We start from the raw sequence: 15,963 nt of genomic DNA on the forward strand, positions 1-15,963 counted from the left end.
CAAAATTTAGACTATTTCTAAAAGAGTAATATATAATAATTACTATAGTTTGTTTTTAATCAAACTTTTCTATATTAATTAAGTAAATGTTGAGTTAACAGATAAAAAATAATTGATTTTGAAGAATTTAAATTTATTAAGTTAATTAAAAATATAACAATTATTTAAAAATTAAAAATAGTTAGTTAAAATTGATTAGAATATTCTTTTTTTTAATTTTATTATTGATAATGTTTCTTAAATAACAAATGCTCTTTGACGTCGTATAGTCTAAGCAGTATAAGTTGCATATCAAAAACCTATCTAATAAATAATATGAATCTATAAAACAATAAAATTTCATCTCTAAAAAACTATTTTGACGCTTAGTTTAACTTATATTTCCAGACGAAAAATTTATATAATATACTTGACAAGTATAATTTGATTTATTCTAATTATTTACTGTCGATTATTCGATTTTTTTCTTATTTTTTTGTTGCATATAAGTATGTGTTTATGGTACGATTTACATGGTGAAATAAATAAAGGGAGGTGAAAAATAAATATTCGTGAAAAAGTTTTCAAGTTGAGGTATTTTATGGTTAATAAATTATAAATAGTATCACCTCAATTAATAATATCAAAGCGAATATCTAGGTAATCACTTTAAAACAACAGTTTTTATATTTAGATTCACAGAATGCATGTGTATATTTAATAAGAAATAAATTTAATCTGTGAATAGATAGTAGTTTATTTATTTAAGTTGACAAGTAATTGAATGAAGTATTTAGAAATTTAAAAAACAAGTAAAGACAGTATTTAATTTGAATAAATACATGTTGCTTTATTCAAAACTCCTTTAAAAAGGCAATAGTAATATGATTACGCAATTTGCCACAAAAGGAGGAATTTAGTTTGTAAAATACTATCAAGTAAAAAAATAAGAATTGCATATAGTGAAGATTTTTTCATTTAATTAGGAGTAGTTAAATTAGAAAAAATTGCTAGAGTGATGAATTTAGAAGTTAGATATAAAATTATCCATTATGTTATGGCAATATTGTATTTAAGCTAAATAATAATTAATGAACTAATAATTTATAGTTTGGTTTTTTGTGGTGTTAATTTATAAAGATAACAGGTTATAAATATACCTGACAATAATGAATTTATATAATTTAAATTTATAGATATAGTATTTAAATTTATTGACAATAAAGATATTAATCTTTATGCCATGAAAACATCTAGATTCTACAAATAAAAACGCAATTATCTTAATAATTATTACGAATTGTTTTACAAAACAATATCACCATATCTTTCATTAAAAGAAAGAGTCTGGATAAAACGTAGAAAATATAAAAATACAATTAAGAAAGGATTTAAACTTATGAGCACAACAGTAAATAAAAAGGGTAAATTCCCTATAGGATTTTATATCTGTGCAACAACTTTCTCGTTTGAAAGAGCAGCATATTATTCTGCAAAGTTTTTAATTTATATATTCCTTACAACAGCTATTGTTAAAGGTGGTCTTGGAATAGATAAAGGACAAGCAGCTATAATGCAAGCTAACCTTGTTGCATTCACATATTTCGCACCAATAATTGGAGGATATATATCAGATAGATGGATAGGAGCTAGATATACTATACCTATAGGTATGCTTATCATGGGGGTAGGATACTATCTTGGTTCTATTGCAACTACAGTTTCTATGGTAAATGCAATGATAATTCTAGTTTCAATTGGTACTGCATTCTTTAAAGGAAATGTATCAGCAGTAAATGGACAACTTTTTGATAATCAAGAAGAACTTGATACAGCATTCTCTGTACAATATTCTTTTGTTAATATAGGTTCTTTCATCGGAACAACAGCAGTTGGTATACTTTATCTTAAGACATTTGCTAAAAATGGAATACTTGGTTTCTCTCAATGTTTCTTCATAGCAGCTGTTCTTTGTGTAATCGGTGCAATCTGGTTCACATATGGATGGAGATTCCTTGGAAATGCAGGGAAAAGACCTTTTAAAGAAGGTGTAGTAGCTGAGAAAGTTAAAGAAAAAGATAATACTCCTCTTACAAGTATGGATAAGAAGAGAATTTGGGCTATTATACTTATTTCATTCTTCTCTGTAGTTTTCTGGTTATTCTGGTACCTAACTTATCTTGCAGTTTATGATTATGGTGCAGCATTTGTAAACATGACTATTGGAGGGTTTGAAGTTCCTCTTGCTTGGTTCGACTCATTAAATGCACTTGTATGTATTGTACTAGGTCCAGTTCTTGGAGCATTATGGTTTAAGCTTGCTAGTAGACCACAAGGTGATATAAGTTTATTTAAAAAGACAGGTCTTGGATTAATATTCTTAGGGCTTGCATTCTTAATGCTTGTTGGAGCAGAGCTTACAAGAGGTGTTGGAGCTCCTGAAACTGCTAAAGCTAGTATAATATGGATAGTTATGTTTGGTATACTTCTAAGTTTTGGGGAAATGTTATTCTCACCACTTGGTAACTCTTTTGTAAGTAAGTATGCTCCTAAAAAACTTCTAGGTGTTCTTATGGGGGTTTGGACATTTGCTACTTTCATAGCTGGTCAAGGATATGGATATATATATGCATTTACTCTTAAGTTTGAGATGATTAAAGTATATACTATAATTCCAGTGATACTATTTGTTGCAGCTATATTATTATTCTTATTTGACAAGACATTAAATAAACTTGTTGAGGATGATAAATAATCAGTAAATAACTATACTATGTATATTAATCTATGATAGTTATATTGTATTAGATTGATATATAGCTAATTGATAATAATCATATAAAGTGTTACTTTTTAACATGATGTATAGTGAAATAAATTTGTTAAACAAAATATATAAATAAAAATACTAGTCAATTAAGACTAGTATTTTTATTTATTGTTAAATTAGATAAAGTATTAATACACAATTTCTCCACTTAAAATAGTATAGGCACTTCCTCCAATTTTTACAGAAGAGATATCATTGTTTTCTTTAGCTATATTTACATATACCTTTCCAGGTCTATTTATAAAGTTTCCTTCTTCACCAATAAAGTCAGTTTTATCTAAAATACTGTGTTGTACTATATAAGATGATACACAAGCATTGCCAGTTCCACATACAGGGTCTTCTGTTACTCCTACATATGGAGCTATAGATCTTAAATGATAGTCACATTTTTTATCTAGAGTTTCTACACAAAATGGAGTTATTCCAATTAAATTATTATCAGCACTAAATTCTTTTATTTTATTTAAGTCTGGAGAAATATTTTCTAAATCATCTAGAGACTTTAATCCAAAGACAAGCCACCAAATTCCTGTATTTACTTTCATAATTGGATATTCAAGAAGTCTATCTTCTTTTACACCTATCATTTGTGCCAGTTCTTTTCTACAGCTATTTAGATTTTCGAATTTAGGAGGATTTTGTTCCATCATAAATATGTTTTCATTATCTATTTTTTTAAGTTCTACAGATAGTACACCAGCTTTTGTCTCTTGATAAAAGATATTCTTGTTAGCATCAAGTTTTTCCTCTTCTAAAAGAGCATGGAATGTTCCTATTGTAGCATGACCACACAAGTCAACTTCTAAGCCAGGTGTGAAAAATTGAACCTTGAAATCTGCTACATCTGATTCTGAGACAAATGCAGTCTCTGATAAATTCATTTCCTTTGCTATATTCTGTTTGATTTCGTTAGAAATATTGGATGCATCTGTGACTACACCAGCAGGATTTCCTCCAAAAGGTATAGTTGTAAATGCATCAACTTGTTTGATTTTAACTTTATTCATCTTTAAGACCCCCTTTTATTTTTTGTGAAATATAAATTTCATGTTGTATGTATTGATTTCCAATATATAAAATATTAGAATTTTTTGTCCAAATTGAAATAGCTTCATTACCTTCAGATAAATTTCCTGTTAATATTTCAGAATCATCTACAATTAAAAGAATACCTTTATAAAGTTTTTTATTTTTAAGTGTAGCTTCATTACCTCCATGAATATGAATGTTGCTTAGACCCTCTATATTTTTATCTTCCAAAAGTAGTATTTCAACATTAATATTTTTTTTAGAAGCAGTTAAAAGCTCATCTTTTAGGTTGAGAATTTCTTCATGTGAACAAGAAATTATAATTTCTTGTTTGGCATTATTTATCATTTCGATTGCTTTTTTTAATATATTTTTAGTGCCCTTTATGTTTAAAACATATTCTATACTTTTTCCTTTATTTAATATCTGTAAATTGTTTTCTAGTTTGTCCATAGAATTATTGAATTCTTCTTTTTTACTTTTTAGTAATTCATTAGGGTTTATAGGTACATATTTTATAGGGTCAGTTTCAATATTGATAATTATATTATTGTTAAGTAATTTTGTTATATTTTCATAGACTTTTGATTGTGGTACACCTGATAATTTACTTATTTCATATCCAGTTAGAGGGTTTTCCTTTAGTAATGATATGTAGATTTGTGATTCATATTTGGTAAATCCTATGTTTTGTAGTTCATTAACTATAGCATCCATATATAAACTCCTTTAATAAAAATATAATAACTACCTTAGTAGGTACTAATATTATTTTATAATGTATATATATAATTGTCAATCATATGAAGTAAAAAATTAAGTTACAAATTAGAAAAGTTTTTTAGTGTATTTTTGAAATGAAGTTCAAATTTAGTTAACAACTAAATAAAATTTACAGATTTTTATAATTACTACATAAGTAACAGCTGAACTTACAGCCTAGTGCAGAAACCCCACCACTTTAGGTGTAGGATGGATAGTATAAAAAGTATTGACATAAATAAGTTTAATTAATGTTTGACTATAATGATAATCTTAAGAGTGTTAAAAATGAATGGTTACAAAAAAGTGACTAATTGAACTAGTACATAAGTCGTAGTATATTAATATCAAGAAAACAATAAAAATAATAAAGGAGATATATATTATGGCAAAAATAATAAATAACAATGAATTTATAAATGAAGTAGAAAACAAAGAAGGGTTAGTAGTCGTAGATTTCTTTGCTACATGGTGTGGACCTTGTAAAATGTTATCACCAGTATACGAGGCTTTAGGAAATGATATGACTGAAAAAGCAAATTTCTTAAAAGTAGATATAGACCAAAGTATGGAATTAGCTCAAAAGTTTGAAGTGTCTACAGTACCAACTGTAATAATATTTAAAGATGGTAAACCTATAGATAGATTAATAGGGTTTATACCTAAAGATAATTTAAAAAATAAAATTGAATCATATATATAATTAATTTAAATCATATATATAAACAAAAAAACTCATTATAAAGTGAGTTTTTTATTTATAAGATTTATTTATGTAGTTACAAATAAGTGCCTAATTGTCAGTGATGTTGGCTATTGATATATTATTTATATAAAAGAAAAAAGAAAGGTTATTAGAAAATAGGTGAGATTATGAGATATGACATTGCAATAATAGGAAGTGGACCAGCAGGGCAAGGTCAAACTGCTGTATCTAGTGCAATTTCACATTTAGATAAACAGAAAATAAAGAAATCTGTACTTGTTGATACTTATTAAATAAAAGTAAATAGTAGTACTAGTAGTTATAACCATAAGTTTATAATTATAATATAGTTAATAAATTTTCACAGATATTTGAAATTATTATAAGTATTTATTGTTGTTTTATATAATATTGAAAGAGGCATTTAAAGTTAATAAAATAAAAATTACAGGTATTATTTATTTAATACACTCCCAACACTAAAAGAAGTTATTTCAAAATAAAGATTTGACTACAGCAAAAAGTGGACTCTATCAGATGAGTTCACTTTTTTTGTAAAGTATTAAACAATCTATATGTAAATAAAAAAGGGTATCTCATTTATAATTTAAGAATATTGTAAGACCCCCTTTTTTTAAGTGTGCAATAAAATTGTCTTTTTAGCTATTACTAAAAAGGAATAAAAAAATTTTATTTAAAAGCCAAATTTTTAATAGCATATAAATGATTCTCTTTCGTATTTTAAAATTTGACAAACTCAAGTTTTAGTTAAGAGCTTGTTTAATATAGGTTATGTTCTTATAAAGAATTTCGTTAATTAATTCTTATTAATCTATATTTTGGATTTATTAAATATGATGGAAAAGTTAATAATTATATTGGTAGAGATATTAAATAGAATAGTAATTAAGCATAAATTTGACAAGTGTGAGTATTTGAATAATAATAGGGTTAGGTTTTATATAAGAATTAAATAATTATAAAGAATAATTAACATTCAATAAACATTCATTATATATAATGGATAAGTTGATATTTTATTTAGGAGATGATTATATGAGAGTATTGGTAATAGAAGATAATAAAGAGCTTTCTTATAATATGAAGATAGGGTTGGAAAATGAAGGATTAGTAGTAGATATAGCAAATTGTGGATTAGATGGAGAAGAAAAAGCATTTATAAATGACTATGATGCTATATTATTGGATTTAAATTTACCAGATAGAGATGGTCTAGAGATATTAGAATTTTTTAGAAGTAATAATCTAAATACACCTATAATAATTGTAACAGCAAGAGATGAAGTAAATGAATTGGCAAAAGGACTTGATTTAGGAGCTGATGATTATATAGTAAAACCATTTCAAATTATAGAATTGAGAGCTAGGATACAAGCAGTTATAAGAAGATTTTATGGTAGGACAAATCCAAATATAGAGGCAGGTCCTGTCAAAATAAATCCATCATCTAGAAAAGTGTACGTGTATGATAAAGAAGTAAGTCTAGGAACTAAAGAGTTTGATATAGCAGAATATATTGCAAGTAGATATCCAGATATCGTATCAAGTATAGATATATCAGAACATGTTTATGATGAATACTTTGACCCATTATCATCTGTATTAAGGGTACATATAGCTAGATTAAAAAAGAAATTAAGAGAAGTTGCAGGAAAAGAGATAATAATAACTACTAGAGGGATAGGATATTCTATATGCAAGGATTAAAAGATAAAAAAACTATAGTTTTAATTTTATATTCTGTTATAGTCTTTATAATTTTTACAGTAGGTTTGAAATATATTATAAATATATCTAATACAAGTAAAGAATTAATGGCTAGTGATTCAAATTCATATTATGGAATAAATATAGATAATACTTATAACACTATGGAAGATAATACTTTAGATGAAAGATTAATTTCTGATTATAATCTTGCCCTTAATGGTAATTTTAATATAATTATAATGTTGTTTTTTGCTTTTATAGTGACTTCTAACTTTATCCTTTTAGCAATATTGAATAGATTAGAGTTTAAAGAAAGAATGGGGATATTAAATAATATAAATAATATAGAAGATGAAGACGAAGTATTGAGTATAGACCCCATTATGTCTAAAGTATATAAAGATTTAAAAGATAAGTTTGATTCTCATATTGAAGATTATAAAAGATTAAATTCATATTTATCTCATGAACAAAAAAATGCCATAGCAATACTTAGAACAAGTTTAGAGTTAAGTGGAAATGAAGAATTGTTAAATACTCTTAATAATGTTTCAAATACTGTAGAAGATGTACTTGCAATAAGTGATACAAAAAATAATGAAGATATGTATGAAGTTGATATAGCTTTAATATGTGCGCAAGTATGTGACCACTATTCTAAAGTATATGATAATTTAAGTTTTGATTTTGATGAAGATGAAAATATGAGTATCTATGGGAAAGAAAAGTGGATTTATAGAGGTGTATCTAACCTTTTGGACAATGCAATAAAATATGGTGAAGGTAAAGATATCTGTGTAAATGTGAAAAATCAAAAAGGTAGTGTTATTGTATCAGTAAAAGATAATGGTATTGGAATGAATAAATATAGTATGAAAAAAATATTTTATGACAGATATAGAATAAATGAATTGAATAAAGATGGATATGGTATAGGTCTTAGTTTAGTAAAACATGTATGTAATTTATGTAACGGATTTGTATGGGTAGAAAGTGAAGAAGGTAAAGGTTCAACTTTTTATCTAGTATTTAAAGAATATAAGTAACAAATTAAGATAGATATAATAATTCTAAGACATTATTGAATTGGTAAGAGGAGATGTGAAGTGTATATTTTAAATAATGCAATCAAAAACTTACTTAGAAATAAATTGCGTAGTTCATTTAGTGTAGTTGTTATGTTATTGATGGTCTTAGCAATATTGATTTCCTCAATAATAAATTCGAACGTTAATGTGATAAAGGCAAATTATGAGAAAAAATTTGAATCAGAAGTTCAAATTAAGCTTGATAGTAAAAAACTTGTTCAGGATAATTCAGGAAAGTCTATGATAAAATATAGTAACTTGAGTGTAAATGATTATTTAAATTTTGCAAAGTCAAAATATGTAAAAAAAGTATCTTTTATTGGAAATATCACAGCACACTTTGATGATAACAAATATAATTCTAATGATGACAGGCAAATCGTAGATAATGATATGAGGACTAAAAATTATGGAATTATAGGATATACAGAAAAGAATGAAAGTTTTAAACACTATAACCTGGAGAAGGTAAAAGGAAGAGTATTTCAAAAAGATAATGAATGTATGGTAAGTAAAGAATTTATTGATATTAATAAGTTAAAAATTGGAGATACTATATCTCTATTAAGTGATTATAGTACTAATACTAAACTAAATTTAAAAATAGTAGGAATATATAAGAAAAAAGATACTAAGAATGTTAAAGATATAGAAATGGTTCAAGATGAAAGTATCTATAATAGTATATTAACTACGTACAATACTTTAGTAGAATTTGAAAAGAAGATTGAATCGGAAAAACCAATAATTTATATAAATGCTAGGTTTTTATTGAGAGACTCTAATAGTAGAAAAGATTTTGAGAAAGAGATAAGAGATAAAGGTCTAAGTGACATTTATAAAGTTACTATAGATGAGTTTGCGTACAGTAAATTAATAGCACCAATGCAACGTTTGTCTAATATAGCTTTTACAGTTACGCTTGGAATATTAATATTAGGTTCGATATTATTGATGATAAATTCTATAATAGCAATAAAAAAAATAAAGTATTACATTGGTGTGTTAATATTAATTGGAATGCCTAAATTTAAGATAGTTCAGAGTTTTATATGTGAAAGTATTATTATAACTTTAGTGTGCCTTATACTTGGAGGAGGAATTGTAAGTATATCAGCTTCAAAAATATCAAATTATGTTTTTAAATATCAAAATCAATATAATGTAATACATAATGTTGATTTACTGAATAATAGAGAATATAAAAATATAGATATAAATAGTGATGATATCAAACAAGAAACAAAAAGTTTAAGAGATAAATTAATTCCAAATTTGATATTTAAGATAATTATTGTAGCGATAATATTGATATTATTAACTGGTATAGTAGCCGTATATAGTACAATTGTATATAAACCAATACAGATAATTTATGATAGAAATTAGGTGATGTAAATTGGTAATGCTAGAACTGATAGATGTTAATTATAAATATGAGGGAAGCAATAAATATGTATTAAAAGATGTAAGTGCCAAATTTGAAGCTGGAAAAATGTATGTTATTATAGGAAAGCCTCGGGCAGGAAAGAGTACTTTGTTATCTATAATATCAGGTCTTGATGATTATACTGATGGAAGTATTATTTACAAGGGTAAGGATTTAAGAGATATAAATAAGGATATGTATAGAAATAAGGATATAGGAGCTATATTTAAAGATTATAATTTATTAAATAATGAAACTATTTTGGAGAATATGTTTTTACCAATGAGAATTAGTGAAAATAAGAAAAAGAATAAAAAGGAAATAGTATATAAAATTCTACAAAAGGTAGGAATTGATAAAGAAAAAGTAATGGATAGAGTAGAAAACTTATCTTATTATGATAAACAAAAAGTGTGTATTGCTAAGTCATTATCTAATAATCCTGAATTAATAGTATGTGATGATATTATAGAAAGCACGGATGATAAAAGTGAAGAAAGTCTAATAAATGTGTTTTACAATTTGGCACATAAAGATAATAAATGTGTGATAATAGCAACAAGTTCAGAGGAAGTTGCTTTATTTGCTGATGAGATATGGGGAATAAATAATGGAAACTTGATGTTTATAAAAAGTAAAGATAACAATATAGATTAAAATAAATAAAGGAGGGTGTCTCAAAATGAGCTTTTTAGTTCATGAGATACTCTTTTTTGTATGAAATCAAATATATTTTCAGCATTTCAACAATGAAAAAGAGGCTTATCTCTATCTTGAGACAGGCCCCTCTTTATCTTTAAAAAAACATATAAAAATTTATATTTTTACTTTGTATATGGTGAACATATAAAACTATTAGAATATAAAAAATAGGTGTCTTGACCAATAATCAAACTTTCATACTAGTCAAAGAGGATGAGGTATTTATAAGGTTTATTTGATGGATTGCCATTCTTCCTTTATAATTCCATATTCATAAGTGTCTTGCCATATAGGGTTACCATTTTTATCTTTGAAAAACCAAGTATTCTTGACAAGATGTCCTTCTCTACGCATATGTAATCGTTCAAGTAACTTCCAAGATGCTACATTAAGGGGATTACAAAAGGCAATAATTCTATGAGCATTGTGATGAACAAATAAGTCATTTATTAAGGCGCTCGCAGCCTCTGTTGCAAAACCATTCCCTTGATAATTGCTGTTGAAAACATAGCCTAACTCCCATGTTTCAAAGTCTTTTTTTGCTAAATAAATATTCCCAATTAGTTTATTTGTGTTTCGTAGACAAACTGCCCAAAAGTCTGGATTGTTTGAACGGTTAATTGCCTCTTCCTTTGATTGATTCTCTGTAAATACCTCATAAGGTTCATACTTTACTGTATCTTCTTGTGATAAATATTCAAACAAATCTTGCCAATCGTCAGGTGAAAACTGACGAATGATTAATCGTTCTGTCTTCATTTAAATCCCCCTATTTTATAAGTAATAACCCATAGTAAATCTTTTAAAGACCTAATAAAAAAGCTAACATGGGTTTCTTTAATTCTAGTATTTTAGTATGTATCTGTCAAATATAAAGATACTGTTATAGAAGTTGTTTTAGATTGAAATTATATGAAAAACACCTAAATAACACGAAAATGAGCTACAGTTGGGGGGAACTGTAGCCCATTCTATTTTGGGGGAGATAGGTTGAACTTATTGGTTATCCGTATCATATTTTTAGTATAGTCACTTATTTTAAATTATATACATTTTTTTATAAATTTTACATAAAATGTTAAATGTTATGATTGATTAGGTATTATTAGAGGTGATAAAGTTTTAATTATAGAAAATTAATGAAAAAATGTATTATAAATAATTGGAAAATATTATATAAGGTATTAAAATATTAATGTATTTACAGCAATTTAGGAAAAAATATGAAATCTATTCGTAAATATAAAATAAAAATATAATTAAAAAAATATTTGAAAAAAATTCATATAAAGAATCTTTTATATTAATCTGATTTTTGGGTATACCTATTTTAAAAAAAATTATAATACAATATAATCTGAATTTCAATAAATACTTAATGAATGCAAATTAAGATACTTGAAAATACTGGAAAATATATATTGGAATAAAAAATATTGAATAACTTTAAAGAATTGAATATAGATATAAAATATTTAAATATATTTAAATGAAAAAAACACAAAAAACGACAATTTGATTTCAACTAGTTAAAATGTTTTGCAATTGTAGTATTATAGGGTAAAATGCAAAATATATGCGAAAGTAAAATTTTAAATATTGACATTAAATTAAATATAATATACTATGTAAGTGTGATGGAACATTTTTTTCAGAGGGGATTTATAGTGAATATAAAAAAAATATTTAATAACAATGTAGTAGTAAGCTCCCTAGAAGATGGCACAGAGATAATTGTAACTGGTGCTGGAGTTGGATTTAAGAAAAAAGTAGGAGATTTGATAGATGAAAGTTTGATTTCTAAGAAATATTTTGTTCAAGATAATCAAAAAGACAAATACAATCAAATACTTAATAAAACCTCAATTGAATATTTTAAAATTTCAGAGGAAATTATAGGAAAAGCTAATGAAGTTTTAAATACTCAAGTAAATGATTCAATAATATTGGCTTTAACTAGTCACATAGAATTCGCTGTCCAAAGAGAAAAACAGGGTATAAAATTACCAAATTTGATACTGAATGAAACAAAACAACTTTATAGAGAAGAATTTGAATTTGGATTATGGGCAATTGATGAAATTGAAAAAAAGATAGGAATAAGGTTGCCTGAAGATGAAGCAGGATATATTGCTATTCATATAATCAATGGATTAGAAAATTCTCAAAAAGATGAAGGTATTAATATACTAGAGTTTTCAAAACAAGTTGTTCAGATAATAGAAGAAGTACATGGATTTAAATTAGATGTAAATTCACTGAACTACTCTAGGCTTATAACTCACTTAAAGTTTTTCGTTCAAAGAATTTTAAGAAAAGAAACTTACAAAGATAGTGATGTTGAAGATATGTATAAACTAGTAAATAAAAACTATAATAAACCTAAAGTATGTACTGAAGAAATTGCAGCATTGGTATTAGACAGATTTGAATATAAAATTAGTAAAGAAGAAGAATTATATCTAATGATTCATATAAATAAAATAACAAACAGTGGTTGTTAGGATTGTAACTGATAAAGCAGGCAAAACCTAAGTCATTGAACTTAATTTTAGTTAAGTTTTTTGATTTAGGCTTTTTTATTGAATATAGACAGTGACTTTTAGGATTGTAACTGGTTAAGCAGGCAAAACCTAAATCATTGAACTTAATTATTAGATTAAGTTTTTTGATTTAGGTTTTTTTATTAAATACAGACAATGGCTTTTAGGATTGTAACTGGTTAAGCAGGCAAAACCTAAATCATTGAACTTAGTTATTAGATTAAGTTTTTTGATTTAGGCTTTTTTATTAAATACAGACAATGGCTTTTAGGGTTGTAACTGGTTGAGCAGGCAAAACCTAAATCATTGAACTTAGTTATTGGATTAAGTTTTTTGATTTAGGTTTTTCTATAAATTAGATTATGTTTTTATATAAAAATAGGAGGGTGAAAATATGAAAAAAAATAAGTTAGGTCTATGGAATTTCTTCCAAATGTTAGGAAAAACGTTTATGTTCCCAATAGCACTACTTAGTGTTTCTGGTATGATGCTTGGTCTTGGGGCTGGTTTTACAGACCCTAAGATGATTGCAATGGTTCCATTTCTAGGAAATGAATATGTTAATATGATTTTAAATTTTATGTTAACAATAGGATTATTTGCATTTAATAACTTGGGGGCATTATTTGCGATGGCAATTCCACTAGGATTATTAAAAAAAGAAAAAGAGTTTGGTGCATTTTCAGGTTTAGTAGGATTTATAGCAATGCATATAGGTACAAATTTTTATTTAACAAGAGCTGATTTATTAGTAGCAGCAGACCAAATGTCAACTAATGGTCAAGCTATGATTATGGGTATACAAACATATAACACAAGTGTTTTAGGTGGTATTATAGCAGGTTTAATTGTTTATGCAATGTATGATAAAGTTAGTAATTTGAAAATACCAGAATCATTAGGATTCTACAGTGGACCAAGATTAGTTCCAATTGTTAGTTTAATAGTTATGAGTATCGTTGGTTTATTAATACCTATTGTTTGGCCACCATTTTTTAATGCATTCCAAAGTTTAGGAAGATGGATTTCTTCAGCAGGGCCATTAGGATATTTCTCATATGCAGTAGCTGAAAGGGTTACAATACCATTTGGATTAAACCACCTTGTAACATCTGTATTCCGTTTTACACCAATAGGTGGAACTGCTGTTATTGATGGAGAAACATACTTTGGAACATTGAACATGTTTATGGCATATGTGGAGAATAATCAGATTATACCTCTTGATTTAGCTGGTAAAATGGAGCAAGGTAAATTAATGATTCAATATGGTTTAGCTGGGGCAGCATTAGCTATCTATCGTACAGCAAAACCAGAAAATAGAAAAGCACTTAAAGGACTTCTAATATCAGGAGTGTTGACAGTTATTATAGGTGGTATAAGTGAACCAATAGAGTTTTTATTTTTATTTATCTCACCAGCATTATTTGCTTTCCATACATTTATGAATGGTTTGGCAAACATGGTACTTCCATACTTGGGTGTATTGATGGGATTCACAGGAGATTTAATAGCATTTATAAGTTTTGGAGTATTGAGAGGAACAGCTACAGGATGGCCAATAGCAGTATTAGTAGCAGCTTTATACTTTGCAATATATTACTTTGTATTTAAATGGGCAATTCTTAAATTTAATATAAAAACTCCGGGACGTGAAGATAAAGAAATAAAAGTTTCTGAAGGGAATGGTTCAGATTTTAAAAATCTATCTACATACAAAGGTCAGCAAATGATAGCAGCACTAGGAGGGAAATCTAACATATTATCATTAGACAATTGTGTAACTAGATTACGTTTAAAATTACAAGATGTATCACTAATAAATGAAGATGCAATTAAAGAAGCTGGTGGTATAGCTGTTGTTAAATTAGATGAACATACAATTCAAGTAATTATAGGTACTCAAGTGTATTCTTTAAGAAAGCAAATGGATAAGGCGATGGAAGGTCATTTGGAGGCATGTAATGATTAACTTTGATAAAAAAGTAAACCGATTGGGTACATATTGTACCCAATGGGATTATGTAGAAGATAGATTTGGAAAAAAAGGATTACTTCCTTTTACAATATCAGATATGGATTTGGAATTTCCAAATGAGATAACAGAAGTATTGAAAGAAAGGTTAAATCATAGAGTATTAGGATATAGCAGATGGAAGCACGATGATTTTAAAGATTCTATCAGAAATTGGTACTCTAAGAGATTTAATTGTAGTATTGATAGCAATTGGATATATTACAGTCCAAGTGTAATGTATTCAATTAGTAAACTCATTGAAATTTTTAGTGATGAAGGTGATGGAGTATTAATAAACACTCCTGCGTATAATGCTTTTTATGAAGTAATAGGAAATAACAATCGCAATATTATAAAATCTCCTCTTATAAATAAGGATGGGTTTTACTCTATTGATTTTGAGGATTTTGAGAAAAAGTGTAAAGATTCTAAGATATTTATTTTATGTAATCCTCATAATCCAACAGGTAGAGTGTGGAGTGAATTAGAGCTTATTAAGATGGTAAGGATTTGTAAGGAGAATAATGTAAAAATAATATCGGATGATATACATATGGATATTGTATATGATAATAAAATGACACCTGTTTTAAATGTGGCAGACAATTATTTAGAGTCTATATTTATTTGTACATCAGCATCTAAGTCTTTTAATATACCAGCATTGACTGGGTCATATGTAATTATACCAAATGAAGAGATAAGAACTAAGTTTGAAAATATAACTAGGTATCGTGATTTTATAAATTCACCAGCTATATTAGCTATTTTGGGGACAATGACTTGTTATAATGATTGTGAATATTGGCTAGATGAGTTACTGAAATACCTTAAAGAGAATCTTCAATATACAATTAACTATATAGAAGATAATTTAAAGCCATTAAAATTGGTTATGCCAGAAGGTTGTTACTTTGCTTGGATTGATTTCTCTGAGCTTAAAATAAGCAGTGAAAAATTCCAAAAGCTATTGATAGATATTGGTGAAGTGGCTATTATGGCAGGCAAGGTATATGGAGAGGAAAGTGAGTTTTATTTAAGGTTAAATTTTGCATGTTCAAGAGAAAAACTTGAAGATGGCTTAAATAGAATTAAAAAAACTATAGATTATATTACAGAAAATATTTAATATAGAAGGGGAGAT

13 protein-coding genes are annotated in these 15,963 nt (G+C 26.4%); 10 read left to right on the forward strand and 3 right to left on the reverse strand.

The annotated features are described in order from the left end of the window. The first annotated feature begins 1,378 nt into the window (after window positions 1-1,378). Window positions 1,379-2,734, forward strand: coding sequence for a peptide MFS transporter (locus KGF52_RS08445; protein ID WP_227829633.1), 1,356 nt, complete (start codon window positions 1,379-1,381; stop codon window positions 2,732-2,734). 203 nt (window positions 2,735-2,937) lie between these two features. On the opposite strand, the gene KGF52_RS08450 is transcribed toward KGF52_RS08445, so the two are convergent. Then, window positions 2,938-3,819: a PhzF family phenazine biosynthesis protein gene (locus KGF52_RS08450; protein WP_227839801.1), complete on the reverse strand. Its 882-nt coding sequence runs from the start codon at window positions 3,817-3,819 to the stop codon at window positions 2,938-2,940. Then, window positions 3,812-4,558, reverse strand: coding sequence for a helix-turn-helix domain-containing protein (locus KGF52_RS08455; RefSeq protein WP_227839802.1), 747 nt, complete (start codon window positions 4,556-4,558; stop codon window positions 3,812-3,814). Before KGF52_RS08455 ends, KGF52_RS08450 begins: the two co-directional genes overlap by 8 nt. A gap of 430 nt (window positions 4,559-4,988) precedes the next feature. Here KGF52_RS08455 and trxA point away from each other — a divergent pair, with 430 nt between their 5' ends. From trxA to KGF52_RS08480, 6 genes are all read left to right on the forward strand, one after another. Further along, window positions 4,989-5,306 (forward strand): thioredoxin, encoded by a 318-nt coding sequence (gene trxA / locus KGF52_RS08460; RefSeq protein WP_227839803.1) that lies wholly within the window; start codon window positions 4,989-4,991, stop codon window positions 5,304-5,306. Window positions 5,307-5,476: 170 nt separating this feature from the next. Continuing rightward, window positions 5,477-5,602 (forward strand): hypothetical protein, encoded by a 126-nt coding sequence (locus tag KGF52_RS21435; RefSeq protein WP_255606358.1) that lies wholly within the window; start codon window positions 5,477-5,479, stop codon window positions 5,600-5,602. A gap of 763 nt (window positions 5,603-6,365) precedes the next feature. Beyond that, window positions 6,366-7,037 (forward strand): response regulator transcription factor, encoded by a 672-nt coding sequence (locus tag KGF52_RS08465; protein WP_227839804.1) that lies wholly within the window; start codon window positions 6,366-6,368, stop codon window positions 7,035-7,037. Then, window positions 7,025-8,086 (forward strand): sensor histidine kinase, encoded by a 1,062-nt coding sequence (locus tag KGF52_RS08470; RefSeq protein ID WP_227839805.1) that lies wholly within the window; start codon window positions 7,025-7,027, stop codon window positions 8,084-8,086. Before KGF52_RS08465 ends, KGF52_RS08470 begins: the two co-directional genes overlap by 13 nt. A 60-nt stretch (window positions 8,087-8,146) precedes the next feature. Beyond that, window positions 8,147-9,517 (forward strand): FtsX-like permease family protein, encoded by a 1,371-nt coding sequence (locus KGF52_RS08475; protein WP_227839806.1) that lies wholly within the window; start codon window positions 8,147-8,149, stop codon window positions 9,515-9,517. Between the two features lie 16 nt (window positions 9,518-9,533). Continuing rightward, the gene (locus KGF52_RS08480) at window positions 9,534-10,214 is read left to right on the forward strand and encodes an ABC transporter ATP-binding protein (RefSeq protein WP_227839807.1); all 681 of its coding nucleotides are present in this window, start codon (window positions 9,534-9,536) and stop codon (window positions 10,212-10,214) included. Between the two features lie 276 nt (window positions 10,215-10,490). Here KGF52_RS08480 and KGF52_RS08485 read toward each other — a convergent pair whose 3' ends face one another. Further along, window positions 10,491-11,018: a GNAT family N-acetyltransferase gene (locus tag KGF52_RS08485; protein ID WP_227839808.1), complete on the reverse strand. Its 528-nt coding sequence runs from the start codon at window positions 11,016-11,018 to the stop codon at window positions 10,491-10,493. A gap of 908 nt (window positions 11,019-11,926) precedes the next feature. Between KGF52_RS08485 and KGF52_RS08490 the strand changes: the two genes are divergently transcribed. The 3 genes from KGF52_RS08490 to KGF52_RS08500 all read left to right on the forward strand — a co-directional run bounded on the left by KGF52_RS08490 (window position 11,927) and on the right by KGF52_RS08500 (window position 15,948). Next, a complete protein-coding gene (locus tag KGF52_RS08490) occupies window positions 11,927-12,763 on the forward strand; it encodes a PRD domain-containing protein (RefSeq protein WP_227839809.1) in 837 nt (278 codons plus the stop codon). Between the two features lie 433 nt (window positions 12,764-13,196). Next, on the forward strand, window positions 13,197-14,774 hold the full coding sequence (locus tag KGF52_RS08495) for a PTS transporter subunit EIIC (protein ID WP_227839810.1): 1,578 nt from the start codon (window positions 13,197-13,199) through the stop codon (window positions 14,772-14,774). Further along, window positions 14,767-15,948 (forward strand): MalY/PatB family protein, encoded by a 1,182-nt coding sequence (locus KGF52_RS08500; protein WP_227839811.1) that lies wholly within the window; start codon window positions 14,767-14,769, stop codon window positions 15,946-15,948. Before KGF52_RS08495 ends, KGF52_RS08500 begins: the two co-directional genes overlap by 8 nt. The last annotated feature ends 15 nt before the right edge of the window (window positions 15,949-15,963 follow it).

The sequence above is a fragment of the Clostridioides sp. ZZV15-6597 genome, assembly GCF_020657815.1.
GTDB lineage: Bacteria > Bacillota > Clostridia > Peptostreptococcales > Peptostreptococcaceae > Clostridioides.

Excerpts from the sequence above, each read along its gene's own strand:
- KGF52_RS08445 (WP_227829633.1), top strand. The coding sequence starts at position 1,379 with ATGAGCACAACAGTAAATAAAAAGGGTAAATTCCCTATAGGATTTTAT.
- KGF52_RS08450 (WP_227839801.1), bottom strand. The coding sequence starts at position 3,819 with ATGAATAAAGTTAAAATCAAACAAGTTGATGCATTTACAACTATACCT.
- KGF52_RS08455 (WP_227839802.1), bottom strand. The coding sequence starts at position 4,558 with ATGGATGCTATAGTTAATGAACTACAAAACATAGGATTTACCAAATAT.
- trxA (WP_227839803.1), top strand. The coding sequence starts at position 4,989 with ATGGCAAAAATAATAAATAACAATGAATTTATAAATGAAGTAGAAAAC.
- KGF52_RS21435 (WP_255606358.1), top strand. The coding sequence starts at position 5,477 with ATGAGATATGACATTGCAATAATAGGAAGTGGACCAGCAGGGCAAGGT.
- KGF52_RS08465 (WP_227839804.1), top strand. The coding sequence starts at position 6,366 with ATGAGAGTATTGGTAATAGAAGATAATAAAGAGCTTTCTTATAATATG.
- KGF52_RS08470 (WP_227839805.1), top strand. The coding sequence starts at position 7,025 with ATGCAAGGATTAAAAGATAAAAAAACTATAGTTTTAATTTTATATTCT.
- KGF52_RS08480 (WP_227839807.1), top strand. The coding sequence starts at position 9,534 with ATGCTAGAACTGATAGATGTTAATTATAAATATGAGGGAAGCAATAAA.
- KGF52_RS08485 (WP_227839808.1), bottom strand. The coding sequence starts at position 11,018 with ATGAAGACAGAACGATTAATCATTCGTCAGTTTTCACCTGACGATTGG.
- KGF52_RS08495 (WP_227839810.1), top strand. The coding sequence starts at position 13,197 with ATGAAAAAAAATAAGTTAGGTCTATGGAATTTCTTCCAAATGTTAGGA.
- KGF52_RS08500 (WP_227839811.1), top strand. The coding sequence starts at position 14,767 with ATGATTAACTTTGATAAAAAAGTAAACCGATTGGGTACATATTGTACC.